Below are 20955 nucleotides of genomic sequence, written 5' to 3'. Positions count from 1 at the left end.
TGGGGATAGGGGTGAATGAGGCACTGGCAGCTCATGGCGTGAGCTTCTGCACAGTGGTGGTGGTTGAGAACAGCGCGTCGCGCAGATCTTCGCTGTACCCCGACGGAGCTTCCTCGCCACTGGCACCAAAATTGGCGACAGTGTCGGCGCGCGGATAGACAAGGTTCGGGTAATAAAGCGTCAGAGGCGAGTCGTTCTCCATGCGCTTCTTGTCGACGAACGTCAGGAATCGCGTATCCGCCTTGCTGGTCGTGGCGCGCAACATCGCACCGACGCCCGTCAGCGTCCAAACGCAGGCGCCGCGCCCGTAGTAGTCCTCATCCAGCATGCGGTCCAGGTGGAACGTGCCGCGGTACTCGTTCTCGCTGACCTTGTGCAGGGTGACGGGCTCTTGGCTGGTGATGCGGCCCGCAGTGCCTGTTGCAGGCAGTATCCGCCCGCAGTCTTCGTAGTTGCTGACGTCATACTGGGCCACGCCCTCCACGATCGCGAACGGGCCCGGCGCGTCCTTCAGTGTCAGCACCAGTTCGTAGGCCTGCTTCGGCGCCGGGTTGAGTTTGGCCAGGCCGCGTCCACCCGCGGCGACGTCGCGCTCGGCATCGGCGTAGGGCGAACATGCCGCCAGCGGGACGAGGGCGAGCAATGCCAGCAGCGGCCGCCCCCTGGGTTCGGGGCGAGCTACACGCATGGCGCGAGCCTGCATCGTGCGTCCATGTCCATCTATCCTTCCTGGGTGGCAGGTTTCTCGATTATGGAACGTGCCGGGAGCGCTGTGCCACCCTCGGAGACGGATTTTTGACGCCCGGGGAAGCATCGCCCGGGCGGATTGCTTGCCGCACAAGGCTCGCGATCGTCACGTTGGCATTGCTGCCGGAGGCAGGTCTGCTGCTGAATCCGTGACTGAAATCAATCATTCACATGTCCATCACTTCATTGAAGGCGCCCTCCTTGAACTGCACGATCCGCCCTGAAATCCGCGAAGACCGCGCTGTCATCCACGCACTCACCGAGGCAGCCTTCCGCGAAGCCCCGCACAGCAGCCATACCGAGCAGTTCATTGTGGATGCACTGCGTTCGCGTGGAGAGCTGAGTCTCTCGCTGATCGCCGAGAAGGACGGGCAGGTCGTCGGGCATGTTGCCTTGTCGCCGGTGACGATCAGCGATGGCAGCACGGGCTGGTTCGGCCTGGGGCCGATCTCGGTTTTACCCGCGTGGCAGGGGCAGGGCATCGGTGCGGCCCTGATGCACGCCGCACTTGAAGCACTGCGTCAGCAGGGTGCACATGGCTGTGTATTGCTGGGCGAGCCGGCCTATTACGGTCGCTTCGGCTTCCGTGCCGAGCCGGGCCTGGTCCTGCCGTGTGTGCCCGCAGAGTACTTCCAGGCACTTTGCCTGCAGCCTCCGCTGGCACAGGGCGAGGTGCAGTACTCTCCGGCGTTCGAGGCGACGGCCTGATCCGGGCCTGGCACGTTCCGGCTCAGGGCGCCCGCCAGACGGTCGGTTCGGGTTGCGGCTTCGGAATGCGGTAGCCGCCGATGTGTTCAAGCAGTTCGTTGGTACGGCGCTGCTCGACCAGTACCTCACGCAGCAGGTTGCGCACGGCGAAGATGGCGAACGGCACCAGGATCCAGACCAGGCTGATGCCCAGCGCAAACAGGGTCAGCAGGGCTTTTGCACCATCCATGCACGGCGTTCCTTGGTCGAAAGCAGCCACGCTAGCACGTGGCCGCTGCCGACGGATGTCAGCCGTTATGCCGAAGATGGATGAGCGGATACGGACGGCCTTGCGAATCGAGCGGTGAGCGGCCGCTTTCGACGAAGCCCATGCGCAGGTAGAAGCCGACGGCCTGTGCGTTCTGTTCGTTGACGTCAGTGCTCAGCTGCGGATGCTGGGCAAGTGCATGTTGCAGCAGTTGCCGGCCGATCCCGGTACCACGTACGTCGGGATCGATGAACAGCGCTTCCATGTGCGTGCCGTCGATCAGCATGAAGCCCAGCGGCCGATCCTGTGCATCGACAGCAACGGTCATCGGCGCCTGCGGCAGGAAACCGGCCACTTCGGCATCGATGGCCTGGCGGTCTTCGGCGCTGAGGAAGTCGTGGGTGGCGTCGACGGCACGGCGCCAGAGGTCGACGAGGGCGGCGCCGTCATCGGCGCGCGAGGGACGGAGGGTGGTCATGGGTTCACCAAGGTGCTTGCGGAAGGGCTCAGTATGAGGCCTGCAGCCTGGCTTCAGCGCGCTCGCTGCTTGGACCGCCGGTCGCGCGCAATTGCACCGACTATACCCGCGCCGCCTGCACGGCCGCGGGCGTACAATGCGGCCCCGGCGGCCATCCTGGCCCTGCACACACGCGAGAACCGCCATGACCGACGCCCTGGGCGTGCCGGTGCACGACACCGATGAACACTGGATGCGCCACGCGCTGGCGCTGGCCGAGCGTGCGCAGCGCGAGTACGACGAGATCCCCGTTGGTGCGGTACTGGTGGGTGCCGATGGCCAGCTGCTGGGCGAGGGCTGGAACCTCAACATCGCCTCGCACGACCCCAGCGCGCACGCCGAGATCGTGGCGATGCGGGCCGGCGGAAAGCTGCTGGCGAACCACCGCCTGCTCGGCAGCACGCTGTATGTGACCCTGGAGCCGTGCGCGATGTGCGCGATGGCGATCGTGCACGCACGCGTCGCCCGTCTGGTCTACGGCGCCAGTGACCCCAAGACGGGCGCCTGCGGCAGCGTGTTCGACCTCATTGGCGACGCCCGCCACAACCATCGCGTCGAGATTCACGGCGGGGTGCTGGCCAAGGAAGCCAGTACACGCCTGACCAATTATTTCCGCGCCAAACGTGGCAAGCCGCCGTTGCTGCTGGAAGACCACGCCGGCGAGGGCTGAGGGGCGAACGGGTATGATGGGCGCCTCTTTCCTTCACCGGTAGGCCCCGCGCCTGCCCAGCAACGAGGCGACACATGGCGGACAACGGCGCGGCCAACGAGCGACTGATCTGGATCGACCTGGAAATGACCGGGTTGGATACCGACAACGATTCGATCATCGAGATCGCCACCGTGGTCACCGATGCCCAGCTGAACGTGCTGGCCGAAGGGCCGGAATTCGCCATCCACCATCCGCTGGAAACGCTGGAAGCGATGGATGAGTGGAACCGCAACCAGCACCGCCGCTCGGGCCTGTGGCAGCGCGTGGTGGACAGCACCACCACCCTGGGCCAGGCCGAGGCGCAGACGGTGAACTTCCTGGCGCAGTGGATCCCGGCCGGCCTTTCGCCGATGTGCGGCAACTCGATCTGCCAGGACCGCCGCTTCCTGCACCGCCAGATGCCGCGCCTGGAGAAGTACTTCCACTACCGCAACCTGGACGTGTCCACGGTGAAGGAGCTGGCCAAGCGCTGGGCGCCGAGCGTGGCCGCCGGCGTCGGCAAGAACAGCAACCATACCGCGCTGAGCGATGTACACGATTCAATCGCCGAGCTGCGTCACTACCGCCAGTTCATGGGCGCGCTGTCGGGCCTGCCGGCTGCCTGAACGACGCCGTCGGGCATGGCCCGGCGCTACCGGGTGACACGCGAACTGGTAGTGCCGGCCGCTGGCCGGCAATTCAGAAACGGGGGACAGAACCGCTCCCCCTGTTTCCACCGTCAAGGAGACCAGTTGGGTCCGGGGTCGGGACCACGGCCATACAGGTTGACTGGCCGGCCGCAAGTGAAATGAACCGGTCGGCAGCAGTTGGGGCAGGCCTGGCGTGCGACCTCGGTGCCGAGTGCCAATTCGTTGTCGCTGCGGAAGACCACTTCAAACTGGCCAGTGTCGTAGTGCTGCAATGCGTAGGCACATCTTTCAGTGAACGAGGCAATGATCTCGCACTGTGTTCCGCTGCGCTTGTTACAGGTCTTCAATGCCTCTTTCTCGGCAGCCTTCTGTTTGTGTTGGCGAACGCTCCATGCGAGGAGTGTGCCGTTCGGCGAGCGGGCAAATGCAACCCATTCGGAGCCCATCTTTACTCGGGTGGTTGGGATGGACGGAGCAAGTCCGGCATCGCCACCACCGCCTCCGGGAATCGGCGCACAACCCAACACGCCTTGCCCGCCAATAGGGTAGGAACCCGGTGGGCATCGACCTTCGGCCTTGACGATGTGAGGCAGGCCGAGAGCAGCGAGGGAAAGGGTGCAGAGCAGCAGTAGTCGGGCGAGCATGGGGCGTCCTTGCCTGGGTTGTTCCATGGCCCCATGAAAGCGGGGCTGCTGGCGGGATCATAGACCGGTGGCGAGGTTGCTACCACCCTCCGTTCAACTCCCTGGCGCTAAGATCGGCGCCATGAACGAGCCCATCCTGCTTCCCCGCGACATCGCCCACGACGCCCGCGACTGGTCCGACCTGCAGCGCGCGGTGGCCCTGCTGGAAGCGCCGACCCTGACCGCGCGCATGGCCAATCTGGTCGGCACGCCGCTGGAGTTCGCGGTGAAGGCGCTGCCCAGCTCGGTCTCCAACCGCATCCACGGTGCGGTGCAGGCAGCGCTGAGCAAATCGGCACAGGCCGCGCTGTGGAGCATGGACAATACCCCCGGCAAGGTGGCGTCCACCCGCTGGCACAAGCTGGCGGCGGCCACCTCGGGCGCGGTCGGCGGTGCCTTTGGTTTCGCGGCCTTGTTCATCGAACTGCCGGTGTCGACCACCATCATGATGCGCGCCGTGGCCGACGTGGCCCGCAGCGAGGGCTTCGACCTGTCCGAGTTCAGCACCCGGCAGGCGTGCCTGGAGGTGTTCGCGCTCGGTGGCAACTCGCCGCGCGACGACGCCAGCGAGACCGGCTACTACCTGGCCCGCGGCTTCACCACGGATGTGATGCGCCACCTGTCGGCCGAGCTGGCCGGGCGGGTGGTGACCGGCCGCGACCTGACCCTGGGCGTGGCGCCGAAGGAAGCCGGCAAGCTGCTGGCGAAGATGGTGGAGAAGGTGGCGGCGCGCTTTGGCGTGGTCGTTACCGAGAAGTTCGCCGCGCAGGCGGTGCCGGTCGTTGGTGCCGCCGCGGGTGCAGCGCTGAACACCATGTTCACCGACTACTACCAGGACATGGCGCGTGGTCACTTCATCGTGCGCCGGCTGGAGTTGAAGTACGGGGAAGATGTGGTGCGCACCTGCTATGACCGCGTGGCACACGGTGCGGTAAAGATCGAGCCAAGGGTGGAGTAGATCCACGCCATGCGTGGATGAGCCCTCGTACCGGGTGATCCTTGCCGTGGGGGAACAACTGTTTTGCCAGTGCGTGCCTGTTGCCTGGCGGGCGCCATCCCCATTCTTTGCGGCACTCCCCCCGCAAGAGATGTCCGCCATGTTGTTCACCTCCCACCGTCTGGGCCCGCTGACCCTGCCCAACCGCATCGTGATGCCGCCGATGACCCGCTCGCGTGCGGCTGCCGGCAATGTTGCTACCGCCGAGATGGCGACCTACTACGCGCAGCGTGCCGGTGCCGGCCTGATTGTCAGCGAAGGCACCCAGATCAGCCCGCAGGGCCAGGGCTATGCCTGGACGCCGGGCATCCACAGCCCCGAACAGGTAAAGGGCTGGCGGCAGGTGACCGATGCGGTGCACGCCGCCGGTGGCCGCATCTACGCGCAGTTGTGGCACGTCGGCCGCGTCTCGCATGTGGCCCTGCAGCCCGATGGCGCAGCGCCGGTGTCTTCCTCGGCATTGCTGGCCGATGGCGTGAAAGTGTTCGTCGACCCGACAGGGGCAGGTCCCGAAGCCGGCGTCGGCGAGATGATCCAGCATTCGATGCCGCGTGCGCTGCGCGAAGACGAGATTCCGGGCATCGTCGCCGATTACGCGCAGGCCGCCCGCAATGCGCTGGAGGCGGGCTTCGACGGCGTCGAACTGCACGGCGCCAATGGCTACCTGATCAACCAGTTCATCGACTCGCAGGCCAACCAGCGTACCGATGGCTATGGCGGTTCGCTGCAGAACCGGCTGCGCTTCCTGCGCGAGGTCGTGCAGGCGGTGGTCGCAGTAGCCGGTGGTGATCGCGTTGGCGTGCGCCTGGCGCCGCTGACCACGCTGCAGGGCGCGGTGGATGATACGCCGCAGGCCACCTATCTGGCGGCCGCGCATCTGCTGGGTGAACTGGGCGTGGGTTACCTGCACATTGCCGAAGCGGATTGGGACGATGCACCGTTGATGCCGGTGGCGTTCAAGCAGGCGCTGCGCATGGTCTACCCGGGTACGCTGATCTACGCCGGCAAGTACACCGCCGAGCGCGCCGAGCAGGCACTGGCGGAAGGCTGGGCTGACCTGATCGGCTTCGGCCGGCCGTTCATCGCCAACCCGGATCTGCCGGAGCGACTGCGTACCGGTGCGGCGCTGAATCCGCCGGATCGCGCGACGTTCTTTGGCGGTGGCGCGGTCGGCTTCACCGATTACCCGACGTTGGAAGAGAGCGTCGCGGCCTGATCCTGAAGGCTGCCGGCCAGCGGCCGGCACTACCGGGAGGCGAGGGATAGTGCCGGCCGCTGGCCGGCATTCCAGTCAGGCGGCGAGGGGGTAGTGCCGGCCGCTGGCCGGCATTTCAGTCAGGCGGCGGGGGTAGTGCCGGCCGCTGGCCGGCAGCCCGGGGATGGATCAGGGCTTGTCGCGCACCAGCGCGTCGGCCTCCACCACGCTGCCATCCTTTCCATGCAGGTACAGGTGCATGTCCTGCTGCGGATACGGAATGTTGATGCCGGCCTTGTCATAGCCCAGCTTCAGCTGCTCCAGCAGCGTGACCTTGGTGCCGAACCAGTCGGCCGACTTCACGTAGCAGCGGATGCCGAGGTTGATCGCATGCGCCCCCAACTCGTACACCACCACGTCCGGTGCCGGCGTCTGCAGCACGCGCGGGTCCGCCTTCATCAGCGCCAGCGCGGTGTCGCGTGCCAGCTGGATGTTGTCCTCGTAGCCGATGCCGATTACCAGTTCGACGCGGCGGGTCGGCTCGGCGGTCAGGTTGATAATCGGCGCGGCGGTGATCAGCGTGTTCGGAATGGTGGTGTGCTGGTTGTCGGCACCGGTGATGACGGTCTGGAAAATGCGCACTTCGCGCACCGTGCCGGTCTGCCCGGCCACGGTCACCACATCGCCGACGCGGAACGGTCGCAGCGTCACCAGCATCACGCCCGAGGCGATGTTGGACAGCGAATCCTTCAACGCAAGACCGACCGCCAGGCCAGCGGTGCCGAGCACGGCCAGCAGCGGGGTGATCTTCACGCCGAGCGTGTCGATGGCCAGCAGCGCCACGATCACGAGTGAGGTGGCATAGACCACGTTGCGCAGGAAGCTGCCCAGCATCGGGTCCACGCCCATGCGCGCAGTGGCGCGCGGCATGGCATTGGACAGGCGTCGTGCCACCCACAGGCCCACAAGCAGCACCACGATCGCGGCCAGCAACGGTACGCCGTAGGTTTCCAGCAGGCGCTCCCAGTCGAGCGAGTGGAACCAGGGCGTTGCGGCGGGGGCGGGTGGGGCTGTAGCAATCATGCGGGCTCCTTGTCGAACGGGCGCGGCGCTCAAGAACGCCAAAAACTGAAGACCCCGCAGAGGCGGGGTTGCATGCGGGCAAATTATCGGCACGGCGGGATGAACGTGATGTCACCCATCTTCGATCAATGCGCCCGTACCCTTGAGCAGCGAGCGTAGTCCCTGCACCAGATGCGGTTCTACCGTGCTGAGCCAGAGGCGGCCGGGCACCAGCTCTTCCAATGTGCAGCCGGGGGTACTTTGCAGTATCCCAGCCAATGTCTTGTCGGGCGCGACGGGTGCACCCAGCTGTGCCGGATTGAGCAGACTAAGCGGGAAAATGTTGCGGGCCTTGTGCAGGCGCACCTCTGGCGGGGCGTCATACCAGATCTGGTTGCGGTCTTCTTCGTCCTGCGGCTGTGTGCCATCGCAGTAGCTCATGATGTAGGCCTGCGGGCTCCGCTCGAAGGGCGGGTGGGTGACGTAGCCAAAGTCCCAGTCATACAGAGCGATCAGCCCCACCAGGAGCTCGCGGAAGGACTGCGGTTCCAGAGAAAAGCGAGCGTCCTTGGAGAACAGAACGAATTCCGTTCCAAGCTCACAACTGGAGGAGAAGTCCACTGATGCGGTCAGATCATAGGCGGGCGCGTCACTTCCTTTGGGTACAGCGACAACACTGAGGAGAGTCAGCTCGTTGAAGCCACTGGCCAGAAGTCTTCGATGTGCTGCATTGCCCAGTTTTGCCAAGTTGCTGCTGTGGCCCTTTCCGTCAGACGCAAAGTGGGTGGCCTGTACTCCACGCTCTTCGAGCATGGATATAGCAAACTCGTGAAACTCCTGGAATTCCCGCGCTCCTGCCAACGGACCGGAGTAGTTGAACAGTCCAAGTGCGAATGGGATGGTCATGGGGCGAACCTTGCAGGGAAGTGATTCCAGTGCTCCCAGTGTGCGTCGGCCATTTCAGGGCGCCTACTGGAATAGTTGCAAATGACATATCGGCCCAGTTGGTCCCAAAAGCAGAAACCCCGCCGAGGCGGGGTTTCTTTAATCAGCCTTACAGCCGGATCAGCCGTTGGCCTTCAGCTTGGCCAGGCGCAGCCAGGTATCAACCACGGTGTCCGGGTTCAGCGACACCGACTCGATGCCTTCCTGCATCAGCCATTCGGCCAGATCGGGGTGATCGGACGGGCCCTGGCCGCAGATGCCGACGTACTTGCCCTTGGCACGTGCTGCCTTGATCGCCATCGACAGCAGCTTCTTCACTGCCGGGTTCCGTTCGTCGAACAGGTGCGCGACGATCGACGAGTCGCGGTCCAGGCCCAGGCTCAGCTGGGTCAGGTCGTTGGAGCCGATCGAGAAGCCGTCGAAGATCTCCAGGAACTCATCGGCGAGCAGTGCGTTGGACGGCACTTCGCACATCATGATGATCTTCAGGCCGTTCTCGCCCTGCTTCAGGCCGTTCTGTTCCAGCACCTCGACGACCTTGCGGCCTTCTTCCAGGGTACGCACGAACGGAATCATGACCCACAGGTTGTCCAGGCCCATTTCGTTGCGCACGCGCAGCACGGCCCTGCACTCCAGCGCGAAGGCGGCCGAGAAGCTCGGGTCGACGTAACGGCTGGCGCCGCGGAAGCCGATCATCGGGTTCTCTTCGTGCGGCTCGTAGTTGCTGCCGCCGATCAGGTTGGCGTACTCGTTGGACTTGAAGTCCGACAGGCGCACGATCACCGGGTTCGGTGCAACCGAGGCGGTGAGGGTGGCGATGCCTTCGGCCAGGCGGTCCACGTAGAAGCTGACCGGATCACCGTAGCCGGCGATCTTCTCGTCGATCTTCTTCTTGGTCGCGGGGTCCTGGCGGTCGTATTCCAGCAGCGCATTCGGATGGATGCCGATGTGGCTGGCGATGATCATTTCCAGGCGGGCCAGGCCGATGCCGGCGTTCGGCAGCTGACCGAAGTCGAAGGCACGTTCCGGGTTGGCCACGTTCATCATGATCTTCAGCGGGGCCGGCGGCATGTTGCCCAGATCGGTCGTGGTGCGTTCAAAGCCGAGCTTGCCTTCGTAGATGAAGCCGGTATCGCCTTCAGCGCAGCTGACGGTGACCAGCTGGCCATCCTCGATGACCTGGGTGGCGTTGCCCGAACCAACCACGGCTGGCACGCCCAGCTCGCGCGCGATGATCGCGGCGTGGCAGGTGCGGCCACCGCGGTTGGTGACGATGGCCGAGGCGCGCTTCATCACCGGTTCCCAATCGGGATCGGTCATGTCGGCGATCAGCACGTCGCCCGGCTGCACGCGGTTCATGTCGTCCAGCGTCTTCACCACGCGGGCCACGCCCGAACCGATCTTGGCGCCGACGGCACGGCCTTCGGCCAGCACCTTGCCGCCCTTCTCGGTCAGCGCGAAGCGCTCGATCTGGGTGGCGTGGCTGCGCGACTTCACCGTTTCCGGGCGCGCCTGCACGATGAACAGCTTGCCGCTGACACCGTCCTTGGCCCACTCGATGTCCATCGGGCGGCCGTAGTGCTTTTCGATGACCAGCGCCTGCTTGGCCAGTTCCTGCACGTCCTCGTCGCTGATCGAGAAGGTGGTGCGCAGTTCGGCCGGGGTGTCTTCAATACGGACGCGCTCACCGGGGACATCCGAATACACCATGCGGATCGCCTTGCTGCCGAGCGAGCGGCGCAGGATCGCCGGCTTGCCGGCCTGCAGGGTGGGCTTGTAGACGTAGTATTCGTCCGGATTGACCGCGCCCTGCACGACCATCTCGCCCAGGCCGAACGAGGAGGTGACGAACACCACGTCGCGGAAGCCGGACTCGGTGTCCAGGGTGAACAGCACGCCGGAGGAGCCGACGCCCGAACGCACCATCAGCTGCACGCCGGCGGACAGGAACACGTCCTCATGCTTGAAACCGTGGTGCACGCGGTAGGCGATGGCGCGGTCGTTGTACAGCGAGGCGAACACTTCCTTGACCTTGTGCACCACGTCGTCGGCACCGGTCACGTTGAGGAAGGTTTCCTGCTGTCCGGCGAAGGACGCATCCGGCAGATCCTCGGCGGTGGCAGACGAACGCACGGCCACGGCAACGTCGCCGCCGCCATTCTCGGCGCTCAGCTTGGCGTAGGCGGTGCGGATGTCCTGGTCCAGCTGCGGCTGCAGCGGGGCGTCGATTACCCAGCCGCGGATTTCCTTGCCGGCGGCGGTCAGCGCATTGACGTCCTCGACGTCCAGCGTGGCCAGCCTGTCGAAGATGCGCTTGGACAGGTCGTTGTGCGCGATGAAGTCCTTGAAGGCTTCAGCGGTGGTGGCATAACCGCCCGGCACCGAAACGCCCAGACCGGCCAGGTTGCCGATCATCTCGCCCAGGGACGAATTCTTGCCGCCTACGCGGGCCAGATCGGCCAGACGCAGTTCGTGCAACCACAGGATGTTCTCGTTCAAGCGCGATGCTCCGTTTGGCCATCGCCCGAGGCGGGCTGAGTGGCCGCGTCCGTAGGAAGAAGCCGATATGATGCCGGGCAGAGCACCGTCGGCACAAGCTTGTGCTGGCGGCCTTTTTAAGCTTCGTAGGGGGTAAAAGCGCGCATGTCGACCATCCGTCCGGTGTTCTACGTTTCCGATGGAACCGGTATCACCGCTGAAACCATTGGGCATAGCCTGCTGACCCAGTTCTCCGGATTCAGCTTCATTACCGACCGAATGTCGTTTGTCGACGACCCCGAAAAAGCGCGTGAAGCCTGCGCCCGGATCCAGGCGGCAGGTGAGCGCTACCAGGTCCGGCCGATCGTGGTGAACTCCTGCGTGGACCAGAGCCTGAGCCTGATCCTGGCCGACAGCGGGGCGCTGATGCTGGATGTGTTCGCGCCGTTCATCGAGCCCCTGGAGCGTGAACTGGCCAGCCCGCGCCTGGCCCGGGTCGGCCAGGCCCACGGCATGGTCGATTTCGATACCTACCACCGCCGCATCAACGCGATGAACTTCGCCCTGACCCATGACGATGGCATTGCGGTGAACTACGACGATGCCGACGTGATCCTGGTGGCGGTGTCGCGCGCCGGCAAGACGCCCACCTGCATCTACCTGGCCCTGCATTACGGGGTGCGCGCGGCCAACTACCCGTTGACCGACGAGGACCTGGAAAGCGACCGCCTGCCGCCGCGCCTGCGCAACTACCGGCGCAAGCTTTTCGGGTTGACCATCGACCCGGACCGCCTGCAGCAGATCCGCCAGGAGCGCCGCCCGAACTCGCGCTACGCCAACCTGGACACCTGCAAGCGCGAGGTGGCCGCGGCCGAGACCATGTTCCGCATGGAGCGGATTCCGACCCTGAGCACCACGCATACCTCGATCGAGGAGATTTCCAGCAAGGTGCTGGCCACGCTGGGGCTGCAGCGCGAGCTGTATTGATCCGTGCGCCACGACCAACGGTCGTGGCCTACCTCCGGGGTGATGACCCTCCTGCGCTGGGGCATCGACCCTCCTGCACGGTGGGTATCGACCGTTGGTCGATACCGAGCCCCTTTGGTCGGGGTGATCCCGCCCCCACGTTGAAGCACCAACGTGTAGGATCGACCCATGGCCCGAGCCTTGCCCCGTACCGAACGCATTCCCCGCCTGAGCCGGCTGAGCTGGCTCATGGGCCTGTACGCGGAGAACTACCGCCATCTGGTGCGCCTGTTCGAACCGGCTGGACTGATGACGGGCAGCTACGTCTCCTCGGTCGGCGATGGCCTGGACGTTCGCCTGGACGTGATCGAGTGCCACCGCTACACGGTGGAACTGCGGCTGACCTACGACCTGGCCGACCCGGTCACTGGCGAGCCTGATCCATCGGCCTATGTTCGCCTGTACCGTGACGCGCGCCAGGCCGAGACCACCCACTGCTACGTCGGCCGCCGCTGGCAGGACACCATGGGGCTGTACCCGCCGCCGGCGGAGCTGATCAGCCACCGCATGCGGATGAACACCTTCCTCGGCAAGTGGCTGGAGTACCTGGCCGAGCGCGGCCACGGCGTGGCCACGCTGCGCCGCGATGCCGATGGCGTCGCGGCGCCCGCCGAACGCCGCCTGTCGCTGGTGCGCTGATCGGCCATAATCCACGGCTCACCTGCCGCTGGATGCTGCCCATGCCGTACACCCCGATCGTCGCCACCCTGGGCTACGTGCTGTCGCCCGATCGTCGCCAGGTGCTGATGATCCATCGCAATACCCGTCCCGGTGACCATCATCTGGGCAAGTACAACGGGCTGGGTGGCAAGATCGAACCGACTGAAGACGTCGCGGCAGGCATGCGTCGCGAGATCGCCGAGGAAGCCGGCATCGACTGCACCGGCATGCGCCTGCGCGGCACCATCAGCTGGCCGGGATTCGGCAAGCACGGTGAGGACTGGCTGGGCTTCGTGTTCGTCATCGACAGTTTCGAAGGCACCCCGCACGGCGGCAACCATGAGGGCACGCTGGAGTGGGTGGACCTGGACAAGCTGGACACGCTGCCGATGTGGGAGGGCGACCGCAACTTCCTGCCGCTGGTGTTCGACGCCGACCCGCGCCCGTTCCACGGGGTTATGCCGTACAAGGACGGGCGCATGGTCAGTTGGTCCTACAGCCGGCTGTGACCCGGTGAATCGGGGAGGTGCCAACCATTCCGGGGAGTGCCAATCTGGGTTGGCACGCTCTTTTGGTCGATTAATATCCGGGCAATATTGACAGTCATAAATTACCCGGGTAATATTCGCGCATCACCTCTGATGCCATTGCCATGCCTGCGTCCCGACTCCCTCCTTTCAGTTGTTTCGACGGCCACCGCCTCGTTGCCTGCGGCAGCCCGGAAGTGGCGGCACTGGCGCTCAAGCGGCTGCGCGCCGACAACGCTGCCGGACCATTGCTGGTGTTCGACAACGCCACCGGTCGCACCCGCGATTTCGATACGCGCGGCAGTGACGAGGAACTGCTGGCGCGGGTAACCGAAGCGTTTCCCCCCTCTGACGAGGCGGATGCCGAAATCACTGCCGAAGACGCTGCGACCCCGCGTGGCCGTGGCCGCCCCAAGCTGGGCGTGGTCGCCCGTGAAGTGACCTTGCTGCCGCGCCATTGGGCCTGGCTGGCCGAGCAGCCGGGCGGCGCCTCGGTGGCATTGCGAAAACTGGTGGAGACGGCCAGCCGCGCCGGTGCGGACAAGGACCGGCGGCGCGATGCCGAACGCGCCTATCACTTCCTGCAGACCATCGCCGGCGACCTGCCGGGCTTCGAGGAGGCCATCCGCGTGCTGTTCGCGCATGACCGTGCGGGCCTGGAAGCGGTGCTGCATTCCTGGCCCAGGGATGTGCGCGACCACGCCCTGCGTCTGGCGTTCGACAGCGCTGACGGCTGATCCATCGCGCCGTCGTTGAACGGCGGCGCCACCTGATCGCGGGCCACGGCCCGGTCCCTCGTGCTTGCTTTGCTGGCGGAAACGCCGGCAGGGCAGCGCCTTGCCCAGAGAAACCCCATGAGCCTTTCCGCACACGCGACACCTCCGGTTGCGCCGCCGCTGTCGCGCACCTACCCGGCCCTGCTGCTGCCCATGCTGATGACCAATGCACTGCAGCTGGCCGCCGGCACGCTGGACAACGTCTACCTCGGCCATCTGCTTGGCACGCAGGCGGTGGCTGCCGCCGCTGCGTTCTTCCCGGTGTTCTTCCTGCTGATGGCCCTGGTGATGGGCCTGGCGACGGGCGCAATGGTGCTGATCGGCCAGGCCTGGGGCGCTGGCCAACCGCAGCGGGCACGCGCCGTGGCCGGCAGCGCGGTGGCGCTTGCCCTGCTGTTGTCGCTGCTGGTGATGGGCGTGGGCGGCGTGTTCGCGCCGCAGATGCTGGCGGCACTGGGGACGCCGGCGCCGGTCCTCGGCGAGGCCATCGTCTATGCGCGGGTGCTGCTGCTGAGTGCGCCGGTGTTCTTCCTGCTGTGGCTGGCGACGGCCGTGAGCCGCGCGGTGGGTGATGCAAAGACGCCGCTGCACGCGCTGCTGCTGGCGACCGTGCTCGGCCTGCTGTGCACGCCACTGCTGATCCTCGGCTGGGGCGGCCTGCCGCAGCTGGGCGCGGCCAGTGCCGCGGTGTCGGCAGCATTTGCCTCGCTGCTGGCGTTGGTCTGGTTGCTGTGGAGCTGGCATCGCCTGGGGCATCCGCTGGCACCCGGCCATGAGCTGCTGCGGGCCATCCGTTTCGATGGCGCGATCATTCGTTCGATGCTGCGCATCGGCGTGCCGTCCTCGCTGCAGATGCTTAGCCTGGCCATTGCCGAGATCGTGTTGCTCGGCTGGATCAACCGCTATGGCTACACCGCCACGGCGGCCTACGGTGCGGTCAACCAGTTGATGAGCTGGGTGCAGCTGCCGGCCATGTCGCTGGGCATCACCGCCACCATCCTCGCCGCGCATGCGATGGGGGCAGGACGTGCGGCACGATTGCCCGCCATTGCCCGCACCGGGGTGCTGCTGGGCCTGGCGATGCTGACGGTCGTGGTGCTGCTGGTGATGGCGCTGGCGCCGTGGCTGACCGGCCTGATCCTGGCGGCGCCGGAGGTGCGTGAACTGGCCGCACTTCAGCTGCGCACGGTGGTGTGGGGCGTGCTGGCGATGGGCGGCACCACGGTGCTGGTCGGCGTGATGCGCGGCAGCGGGACTGTGCTGCTGCCGGCGTTGCTGGGCATGACAGCGGTGTTGCTGCTGGAGCTGCCACTGGCGATGTGGCTGCAGGCGCGGCACGGGCTGACCGGCCTGTGGTGGGCGTGGCCGCTGGGACTGGTGGCGATGCTGGTGTTGCAGATGATGTGTTTCGCGAGGTGGCGCAGCCGGTTGCCGGCGGCGGCCTGACCGCAGCGCCATTGCCGGGGCAGCCGGCCAGCGGCCGGCTCCACCGCTCGGTCGGATCGCATCCGGCGAAAATCCACGCCGATGCGGGTCGGGTAGCGCCGGGCCATGCCCGGCGGCAATCAGCGCCGATGCGCCAGCAGCAGGTGGAAATGCTTCTCCCGCGTCTGCCCGTCATTGCCGGCAGCAGTTTCGCGATGGCTGCGCCAGGCCGAGATGTTGAATCCCGACACGCGCATCGCCAGCTCAACTGCGTCCAGTTCGTGCAGCTGGAAATCGGCGGCAAACGGCAGGCTGCGCATGAAGGCCGCATCGCCGAACGCCAGGCACAGCCGCCCTCCCCGGCGCAGTACGCGCGCAAGCTCGTCCAGCACCGGGGCCAGGTTGGGCCAGAAGTACAGGGTGTTGACCGCCAGTGCGGCATCCACGGATGCCTCGTCCACCGGCAGCGCATGGGCATCGCCAAGCCGCATCGCGGCCCGGTCGCCCAGGCCGGCACTGGCCAGCCGCCGGTTGCCGGCCTCGACCATGGCGGCGGACAGTTCAACGCCCAGGTACTGGCTGCCCGGCCTTTGCAACAGATGGGGCGCGAAGGCCGCATTGCCGGGGCCGATCTCCAGGATGCGTTCGCCGGCCGCCACCGCCAGCAGCCCGATCGCGGCCAGGTTCAGGGCGCTGTTGCTGCGGTTCATCGAGTCGGCCACCGCCAGTGCGGCGTCGCCATGGGGCTGCCGCAGCTGCGCGGCCAGGGTGGAAGCATCCAGCATCGTCGTCGTCCATCGAAGAGATTCGGACGTGGCGGCGGCGGGTCCGCCGATGACCATAGCGCTGACCTTGCGGCTTGGGAAGTAGGGAAACCCCGCTGCAGGGTGATGAGGAAATGTCCAGCGTCGCAGTCGGTGAGATCTGGTTGTCCACAGGGGGTGTGGATTACGCGTGGGCAACTTTGTGGATAAACCGCGACAGGCGCCACCCCCCTAGGCTGTCAAGATGGGTGGCGAAAAATTCACCGCCGGTGAGGGCGCGTGAGGGAACGGTGAAGGCCGCGGCCTGCCGGCGCTGTCGCCGGCAGCGGCGCTCGCGGTAACCTGTGGGCCTCGATGCTCCGTGAGACCCCATGAAACGTCACTTCTCGATGCTGCGCGAATTCCAGCTGGCCGACTGGTTCACCTTGGCCAATGCTTTCTGCGGCACCGGTGCGGTGTTTGCCGCAATGCGCTTCCTGCAGGACGGCGAGCGCGGCTACCTGCTGTTCGGCATGGCGCTGATACCGCTGGCCTTCATCTTCGACGCCCTCGACGGCCGCATCGCGCGCTGGCGCAAGTCCAGCTCCACCCTGGGGCGCGAGCTGGATTCGCTGTCCGACGTGATCTCGTTCGGCGTCGCGCCGGCGGCGCTGGCCTATGCATGTGGCATGCAGGGCGGCTGGGACTGGCTGGTGCTGAGCTATTTCGTCTGCTGTGGCGTCAGCCGCCTGGCGCGCTACAACGTCACCGCCGAGGCAATGACCGGCGACGAGGGCAAGGTCACGTATTTTGAAGGCACCCCTATCCCGACCAGCCTGGTGCTGGTGATCGTGCTGGCGATCGCCGCCGGTACCGATGCCATCGGCCAGAACATCTGGTTCGGCCAGTGGCAGATCGGCCCGTGGCAGCTGCACCCGATGGTGCTGCTGTTCGCCCTGTCCGGGTCGCTGATGATCAGCAAGACCCTGCGCATTCCCAAGCCATGAGCCAGCCCTGCGGAGGCCTGCGATGACCAGCTCGGCCCACGACGCCGGCAGCAGTGATTTCGAGACCCTGGCCCGGCAGTACTTCGGCGCCTGGGGCGATGCCCTGCGCCACGCGGGCACGCCCAGCGCACCGGCGGGCGACGACCCGGGCAGCTGGCAGCGCCTGTTCGACTGGTGGGGCCAGCTGTTGCCGGAGCAGGGCCCAGGCGCGCCGGAAGATGCCGTGCGCCGGTTCCGCGAACAGGCCGGGAGCTGGTACGGCACCATGCAAGAGGTCGCCGCTCGGTTTGCCGGCCGCGACGCCAGCAGTGCCGATGTGGCCCAGGCCTGGCGTGAGGCGGTGCAGGGGCAGGGCGATGGCATGCTGCAATGGATGCTGCAAGGGGCCCGTGGCAGCACCCACGCCGGCGCCGCCGTGCCCGAATTCGCCGCATGGCTGCAGCAGTTCCAGCTGCAGGCGGGCCCATGGCTGCAGAGCCCGGCATTCGGCCCCGGCCGCGAGCACCAGGCGCGCTGGCAGGCCCTGCTGCGTGCGCAGGAAGAATACCAGCAGCATTCGCGCGCCTATGTCGACCTGATCAAGCGGGCACTGGACGAGGCCTTTGCGTTGTTCGAGCAGCGCCTGGCCGAGCACGAACAGCCGGGCAGCCAGCTGACCAGCGCCCGCGCGATGTTCGACCTGTGGATCGAAGTGGCCGAGGAGGCCTACGCCAAGGTCGCCATGTCCGAACCGTTCCAGCAGGTGTACGCCTCGCTGGGCAACGCGCAGATGCGCCTGCGTGCCGGCCTGCAGCGCGAGGTGGAACAGATGAGTGAACGTATCGGCCTGCCGACCCGCAGCGAGATGGATGCCGCACACCGCCGTATCGCCGAGCTGGAGCGCAGCCTGCGCCGCCTGCAGGCACAGGTGGCGGCGCTGGCTGGAACTGCCGAGGTGGACCCAGTGGCGCAGCCGGCGCCGGCGAAGGTGAAGCCGGCCGTACGCAAGGCCGCGAAGAAGGCCGCGCCGGCAAAGAAGGCGGCTGCGAAAAAGGCGTCAGCGAAAAAGTCCGCACCTCGCACTTCCACTCGGACGCGTGACCGATGAAGGGGCCGCTGGGCTTCAACGCCGATGACCTGATGCAGGAAACCCTGGCCATGCAGCGCAAGCTGATGGAAGGGCTGAAGCTGCTGCCGCAGGTGGAAGACGTGGACTATGGCGTGACCGCGCGCGAGGAAGTCTGGCGCGACGGCAAGGTGGTGCTGTGCCGCTTCGTCGGCGAACAGTCACCGACCCGGCGTACGCCGCTGCTGATCGTCTACGCGCTGGTCAACCGTCCGTACATGGTCGACCTGCAGGCCGACCGTTCGCTGGTGCAGAAGCTGCTGGCGCTGGGCCAGGACGTGTACGTGCTGGACTGGGGCTACCCGGATCGCTCGGAGCGCTTCCAGACCCTGGAGGACTACCTGCTGCGCTACATCGATGGTGCCGTCGATGCGTTGCGTGCGCGCAGTGGTGGCCCGGTCGACCTGCTGGGTATCTGCCAAGGCGGCGTGTTCGCACTCTGCTACGCCGCGTTGCGCCGGCAGAAGCTGGGCAAGCTGATCACCATGGTCACCCCGGTCGATTTCCAGACGGCCGACAACATGCTCTCGCACTGGGCGCGGCAGGTGGATGTGGACCTGCTGGTGGATACGCTGGGCAACATCCCGGCCGACCTGATGAATGCCAGTTACCTGATGCTCAAGCCGTTCCGCCTCAATGTGCAGAAGTACGTGGGCCTGCTCGACATCCTCGATGACAAGGCGGCGCTGGAGGACTTCCTGCGCATGGAGAAGTGGATCTTCGATTCACCGGATCTGGCGGGCGAGGCGTTCCGCGACTTCATCAAGCAGTTCTACCAGGGCAACGGATTGATGAACGGCACGGTGCGGATCGGCGAGGAAGCGGTGGATCTGTCGCAGGTGACCCTGCCGGTGCTGAACATCTATGCAGAACAGGACCATCTGGTGCCACCGGATGCTTCGCGCGCGATGCGTGGGCGCCTGGGTACGGATGACTACACCGAGTCCAGTTTCCGTGGTGGGCATATCGGCATCTACGTTTCCGGCCGTGCGCAGCGCGAAGTGCCGGCCACGATCGATGGCTGGCTGAAGGCGCGCGACCTGTAGAGTCGGGCCCTGCTCGACTGACCTGGGGGGATGATGACGTACCGGATTTTGTTGATTCTTGCGGTACTGCTGGCAGCGCCACTTGCCCAGGCCGCACCCAGTGCGGATGCACGGCGGGAGATCGCCCAGTTGATCGCCAGCCTGGACGGCTCGCAGTGCCGGTTCCAGCGCAATGGCAGCTGGTACGACGGCAGCGATGCGCGCGCCCATCTGCAGCGCAAGTACGACTACCTGCTGAAGAAGGACATGGTGGACAGCGCCGAGCAGTTCATCGAGCGCGCCGCCAGCCAGAGCAGCATGAGCGGCAAGCCTTACCGCATCCAGTGCCCGGGTCAGCCTGAACAGACCGCAGCCACCTGGTTCGGCGCACGCCTGCAGGCCCTGCGCCACCGCACGCCGTAGACATCGGGGCGGTGTAGAGTCGAGCCATGCTCGACTGCCTTGTCCGTTTCCCGGAGCCGCTGCCATGAACACCACGCCCAAGACGCTGTCGCGCTCATTGAACGATCGCATGATCGCCGGCGTGATGGGCGGCATCGCCCACCGCTTCGGCTGGAACCCCACGCTGGTGCGGATCGTGTTCGTGCTGATATCGATTGGCTCGGCCGCCTTCCCCGGCATTCTGATCTACCTGATCCTGTGGCTGCTGATGCCGAACGAGGCCGATTGAACACGGCCGCTCGACCCTGGCCGCTGTGGCTGCGTGCGCTGCAGATGCTGGGCGCAGCATGGACGTTGCCCAATTCGCTGCTCGGCCTGATTGGCGGCCTGGCCGGTATGCTCGGCGGCGCGTCATTGCGTTGGAGCGCGCGCGACTGTGCGCTGGTGTTCGACCGCTGGCCGTGGGGGCCAGGCGGGGCGATCACGCTGGGGAACGTGATCCTGCATACCGGCCATGACCTGGGCATTTCCTGCCGCACCTATGCGCATCAGGCGGGGTGGGGCGTGGAACCGCTGATCCGGCTGGATGATCACGAACGTGCGCACGTGTACCAGTACATGGTGCTGGGGCCGCTGTACCTGCCGGTGTACCTGCTGTGTGGCGGGGTGAGTGCGCGGAATCCATTCGAGCGCGCGGCCGATCATTTTGCCCGGTTCGGGCACGGCTGGTGGCCGTAGGTTCCAGCCAACGGCGCAGCCCCTCGTGGCGTGGTCGCGGAATACGTTTCATGCGATTGGGCCGGGCGGGATGGGTTCGCGGGACACGCCGTAAACCCATCCATGGGGGCTCGATGGCGCCATCCATGGCGCCAACGGTCCCGCGAACCCATCCCGCCCGGCCGCTGACAGTTCCCGGCCGCGTCCAGCCACGGAAAAGAAAAAGAACAGCAGAAGCGGGTCGCGCGCTGCGCTTGCTCGTGTAGAGCCGAGCCCGCGCTCGGCTGCTTTCAGGCCAGCTCGCGAAGCCGAGCGCAGGCTCGGCTCTACAACAAAAAAGCGGCCAGCCCGGCTGCTTCTGCTTTTGATCTTCTTTTTATTCTCCGTGGGTGGCGGCAGGCACCAGGAATCTGTCAGCGGCCGGGAGGGTGGGTAGGGCGGGGTGTCCGCGGCATGGATGCCGCGGCCAAGCCCCCATGGATGAAGTGACCCCCGAGACTTGGACAGGGGTCAGGCGGCCGATTGGGCCTGTTGGGCCTGCTCCCGGTACTGTACCGGGCTCAGGCCCTTCAATTTCAATTTGATTCGCTCTTGGTTGTAGTACTGGATGTATTCCACCAGC

General features: G+C 66.1%; 25 protein-coding genes. 16 read left to right on the top strand and 9 right to left on the bottom strand.

The window, feature by feature from the left end:
* Positions 1-31: 31 nt before the first annotated feature.
* Positions 32-703: a hypothetical protein gene (locus tag AC5P6A_RS20725; protein ID WP_155029771.1), complete on the bottom strand. Its 672-nt coding sequence runs from the start codon at positions 701-703 to the stop codon at positions 32-34.
* A 245-nt stretch (positions 704-948) separates the two neighbouring features.
* Here AC5P6A_RS20725 and AC5P6A_RS20720 point away from each other — a divergent pair, with 245 nt between their 5' ends.
* The gene (locus tag AC5P6A_RS20720; protein ID WP_171952959.1) at positions 949-1455 is read left to right on the top strand and encodes a GNAT family N-acetyltransferase; all 507 of its coding nucleotides are present in this window, start codon (positions 949-951) and stop codon (positions 1453-1455) included.
* Between the two features lie 22 nt (positions 1456-1477).
* Here the strand turns inward: AC5P6A_RS20720 and AC5P6A_RS20715 are convergent, their stop codons facing one another.
* Positions 1478-1684 carry a hypothetical protein gene (locus AC5P6A_RS20715; RefSeq protein WP_005410107.1) on the bottom strand — a complete coding sequence of 69 codons (207 nt, stop codon included), beginning with the start codon at positions 1682-1684 and terminating at the stop codon, positions 1478-1480.
* A 58-nt stretch (positions 1685-1742) separates the two neighbouring features.
* On the bottom strand, positions 1743-2180 hold the full coding sequence (locus AC5P6A_RS20710) for an acetyltransferase (protein WP_010484891.1): 438 nt from the start codon (positions 2178-2180) through the stop codon (positions 1743-1745).
* 184 nt (positions 2181-2364) lie between these two features.
* Between AC5P6A_RS20710 and tadA the strand changes: the two genes are divergently transcribed.
* Positions 2365-2889, top strand: a complete 525-nt coding sequence (gene tadA, locus AC5P6A_RS20705; protein WP_019660275.1) for a tRNA adenosine(34) deaminase TadA — start codon at positions 2365-2367, stop codon at positions 2887-2889.
* Between the two features lie 74 nt (positions 2890-2963).
* Positions 2964-3536, top strand: coding sequence for an oligoribonuclease (gene orn / locus AC5P6A_RS20700; protein ID WP_019660274.1), 573 nt, complete (start codon positions 2964-2966; stop codon positions 3534-3536).
* A gap of 113 nt (positions 3537-3649) precedes the next feature.
* Here the strand turns inward: orn and AC5P6A_RS20695 are convergent, their stop codons facing one another.
* Complete coding sequence (locus tag AC5P6A_RS20695; protein ID WP_346715065.1) at positions 3650-4204, bottom strand: DUF4189 domain-containing protein; 555 nt, start codon at positions 4202-4204, stop codon at positions 3650-3652.
* A 121-nt stretch (positions 4205-4325) separates the two neighbouring features.
* On the opposite strand from AC5P6A_RS20695, the gene AC5P6A_RS20690 reads away from it, so the two are divergent.
* A complete protein-coding gene (locus AC5P6A_RS20690) occupies positions 4326-5201 on the top strand; it encodes an EcsC family protein (protein WP_180877816.1) in 876 nt (291 codons plus the stop codon).
* Positions 5202-5340: 139 nt separating this feature from the next.
* Entirely contained in the window at positions 5341-6456 is a 1116-nt protein-coding gene (locus tag AC5P6A_RS20685; protein ID WP_155029768.1) for an alkene reductase, read from the top strand.
* A 168-nt stretch (positions 6457-6624) separates the two neighbouring features.
* Here AC5P6A_RS20685 and AC5P6A_RS20680 read toward each other — a convergent pair whose 3' ends face one another.
* The 3 genes from AC5P6A_RS20680 to ppsA all read right to left on the bottom strand — a co-directional run bounded on the left by AC5P6A_RS20680 (position 6625) and on the right by ppsA (position 10941).
* Positions 6625-7518, bottom strand: a complete 894-nt coding sequence (locus AC5P6A_RS20680) for a mechanosensitive ion channel domain-containing protein (protein WP_171952766.1) — start codon at positions 7516-7518, stop codon at positions 6625-6627.
* A 111-nt stretch (positions 7519-7629) separates the two neighbouring features.
* Complete coding sequence (locus AC5P6A_RS20675) at positions 7630-8403, bottom strand: hypothetical protein (protein WP_171952765.1); 774 nt, start codon at positions 8401-8403, stop codon at positions 7630-7632.
* A 159-nt stretch (positions 8404-8562) separates the two neighbouring features.
* On the bottom strand, positions 8563-10941 hold the full coding sequence (gene ppsA / locus AC5P6A_RS20670; protein ID WP_171952764.1) for a phosphoenolpyruvate synthase: 2379 nt from the start codon (positions 10939-10941) through the stop codon (positions 8563-8565).
* 144 nt (positions 10942-11085) lie between these two features.
* On the opposite strand from ppsA, the gene ppsR reads away from it, so the two are divergent.
* The 5 genes from ppsR (at position 11086) to AC5P6A_RS20645 (ending at position 15355) form a co-directional block, all read left to right on the top strand.
* The gene (gene ppsR, locus AC5P6A_RS20665) at positions 11086-11907 is read left to right on the top strand and encodes a posphoenolpyruvate synthetase regulatory kinase/phosphorylase PpsR (RefSeq protein WP_005417170.1); all 822 of its coding nucleotides are present in this window, start codon (positions 11086-11088) and stop codon (positions 11905-11907) included.
* Positions 11908-12075: 168 nt separating this feature from the next.
* A complete protein-coding gene (locus AC5P6A_RS20660; protein ID WP_134730765.1) occupies positions 12076-12585 on the top strand; it encodes a DUF1249 domain-containing protein in 510 nt (169 codons plus the stop codon).
* Positions 12586-12626: 41 nt separating this feature from the next.
* Positions 12627-13115: an NUDIX hydrolase gene (locus AC5P6A_RS20655; RefSeq protein ID WP_005410095.1), complete on the top strand. Its 489-nt coding sequence runs from the start codon at positions 12627-12629 to the stop codon at positions 13113-13115.
* A 143-nt stretch (positions 13116-13258) separates the two neighbouring features.
* Positions 13259-13870: a DUF2239 family protein gene (locus tag AC5P6A_RS20650; RefSeq protein WP_171952763.1), complete on the top strand. Its 612-nt coding sequence runs from the start codon at positions 13259-13261 to the stop codon at positions 13868-13870.
* A 117-nt stretch (positions 13871-13987) separates the two neighbouring features.
* Positions 13988-15355 carry an MATE family efflux transporter gene (locus tag AC5P6A_RS20645; RefSeq protein ID WP_495222405.1) on the top strand — a complete coding sequence of 456 codons (1368 nt, stop codon included), beginning with the start codon at positions 13988-13990 and terminating at the stop codon, positions 15353-15355.
* A gap of 119 nt (positions 15356-15474) precedes the next feature.
* On the opposite strand, the gene AC5P6A_RS20640 is transcribed toward AC5P6A_RS20645, so the two are convergent.
* Entirely contained in the window at positions 15475-16119 is a 645-nt protein-coding gene (locus AC5P6A_RS20640) for a class I SAM-dependent methyltransferase (RefSeq protein WP_258010042.1), read from the bottom strand.
* A 350-nt stretch (positions 16120-16469) separates the two neighbouring features.
* On the opposite strand from AC5P6A_RS20640, the gene AC5P6A_RS20635 reads away from it, so the two are divergent.
* The 6 genes from AC5P6A_RS20635 to AC5P6A_RS20610 all read left to right on the top strand — a co-directional run bounded on the left by AC5P6A_RS20635 (position 16470) and on the right by AC5P6A_RS20610 (position 20354).
* Positions 16470-17084, top strand: coding sequence for a CDP-alcohol phosphatidyltransferase family protein (locus AC5P6A_RS20635; protein WP_019660264.1), 615 nt, complete (start codon positions 16470-16472; stop codon positions 17082-17084).
* Positions 17085-17106: 22 nt separating this feature from the next.
* The gene (gene phaE / locus AC5P6A_RS20630; RefSeq protein WP_180877814.1) at positions 17107-18171 is read left to right on the top strand and encodes a class III poly(R)-hydroxyalkanoic acid synthase subunit PhaE; all 1065 of its coding nucleotides are present in this window, start codon (positions 17107-17109) and stop codon (positions 18169-18171) included.
* Entirely contained in the window at positions 18168-19235 is a 1068-nt protein-coding gene (phaC, locus tag AC5P6A_RS20625; RefSeq protein ID WP_495222404.1) for a class III poly(R)-hydroxyalkanoic acid synthase subunit PhaC, read from the top strand. The genes phaE and phaC overlap by 4 nt, the downstream gene beginning before the upstream one ends.
* A gap of 33 nt (positions 19236-19268) precedes the next feature.
* Entirely contained in the window at positions 19269-19637 is a 369-nt protein-coding gene (locus AC5P6A_RS20620) for a YfeK family protein (RefSeq protein ID WP_026347052.1), read from the top strand.
* A gap of 64 nt (positions 19638-19701) precedes the next feature.
* The gene (locus AC5P6A_RS20615; RefSeq protein WP_058981420.1) at positions 19702-19905 is read left to right on the top strand and encodes a PspC domain-containing protein; all 204 of its coding nucleotides are present in this window, start codon (positions 19702-19704) and stop codon (positions 19903-19905) included.
* Complete coding sequence (locus AC5P6A_RS20610; RefSeq protein ID WP_151356488.1) at positions 19902-20354, top strand: hypothetical protein; 453 nt, start codon at positions 19902-19904, stop codon at positions 20352-20354. Before AC5P6A_RS20615 ends, AC5P6A_RS20610 begins: the two co-directional genes overlap by 4 nt.
* 489 nt (positions 20355-20843) lie before the next feature.
* Here AC5P6A_RS20610 and AC5P6A_RS20605 read toward each other — a convergent pair.
* Positions 20844-20955: IS3 family transposase (locus AC5P6A_RS20605; RefSeq protein ID WP_288042072.1), on the bottom strand; the 112-nt coding region annotated here is incomplete at its 5' end.

It is taken from the genome of Stenotrophomonas sp. YJH_SMC_20 (assembly GCF_059367845.1).
This window is presented reverse-complemented; position numbering and strand designations above follow the sequence as displayed.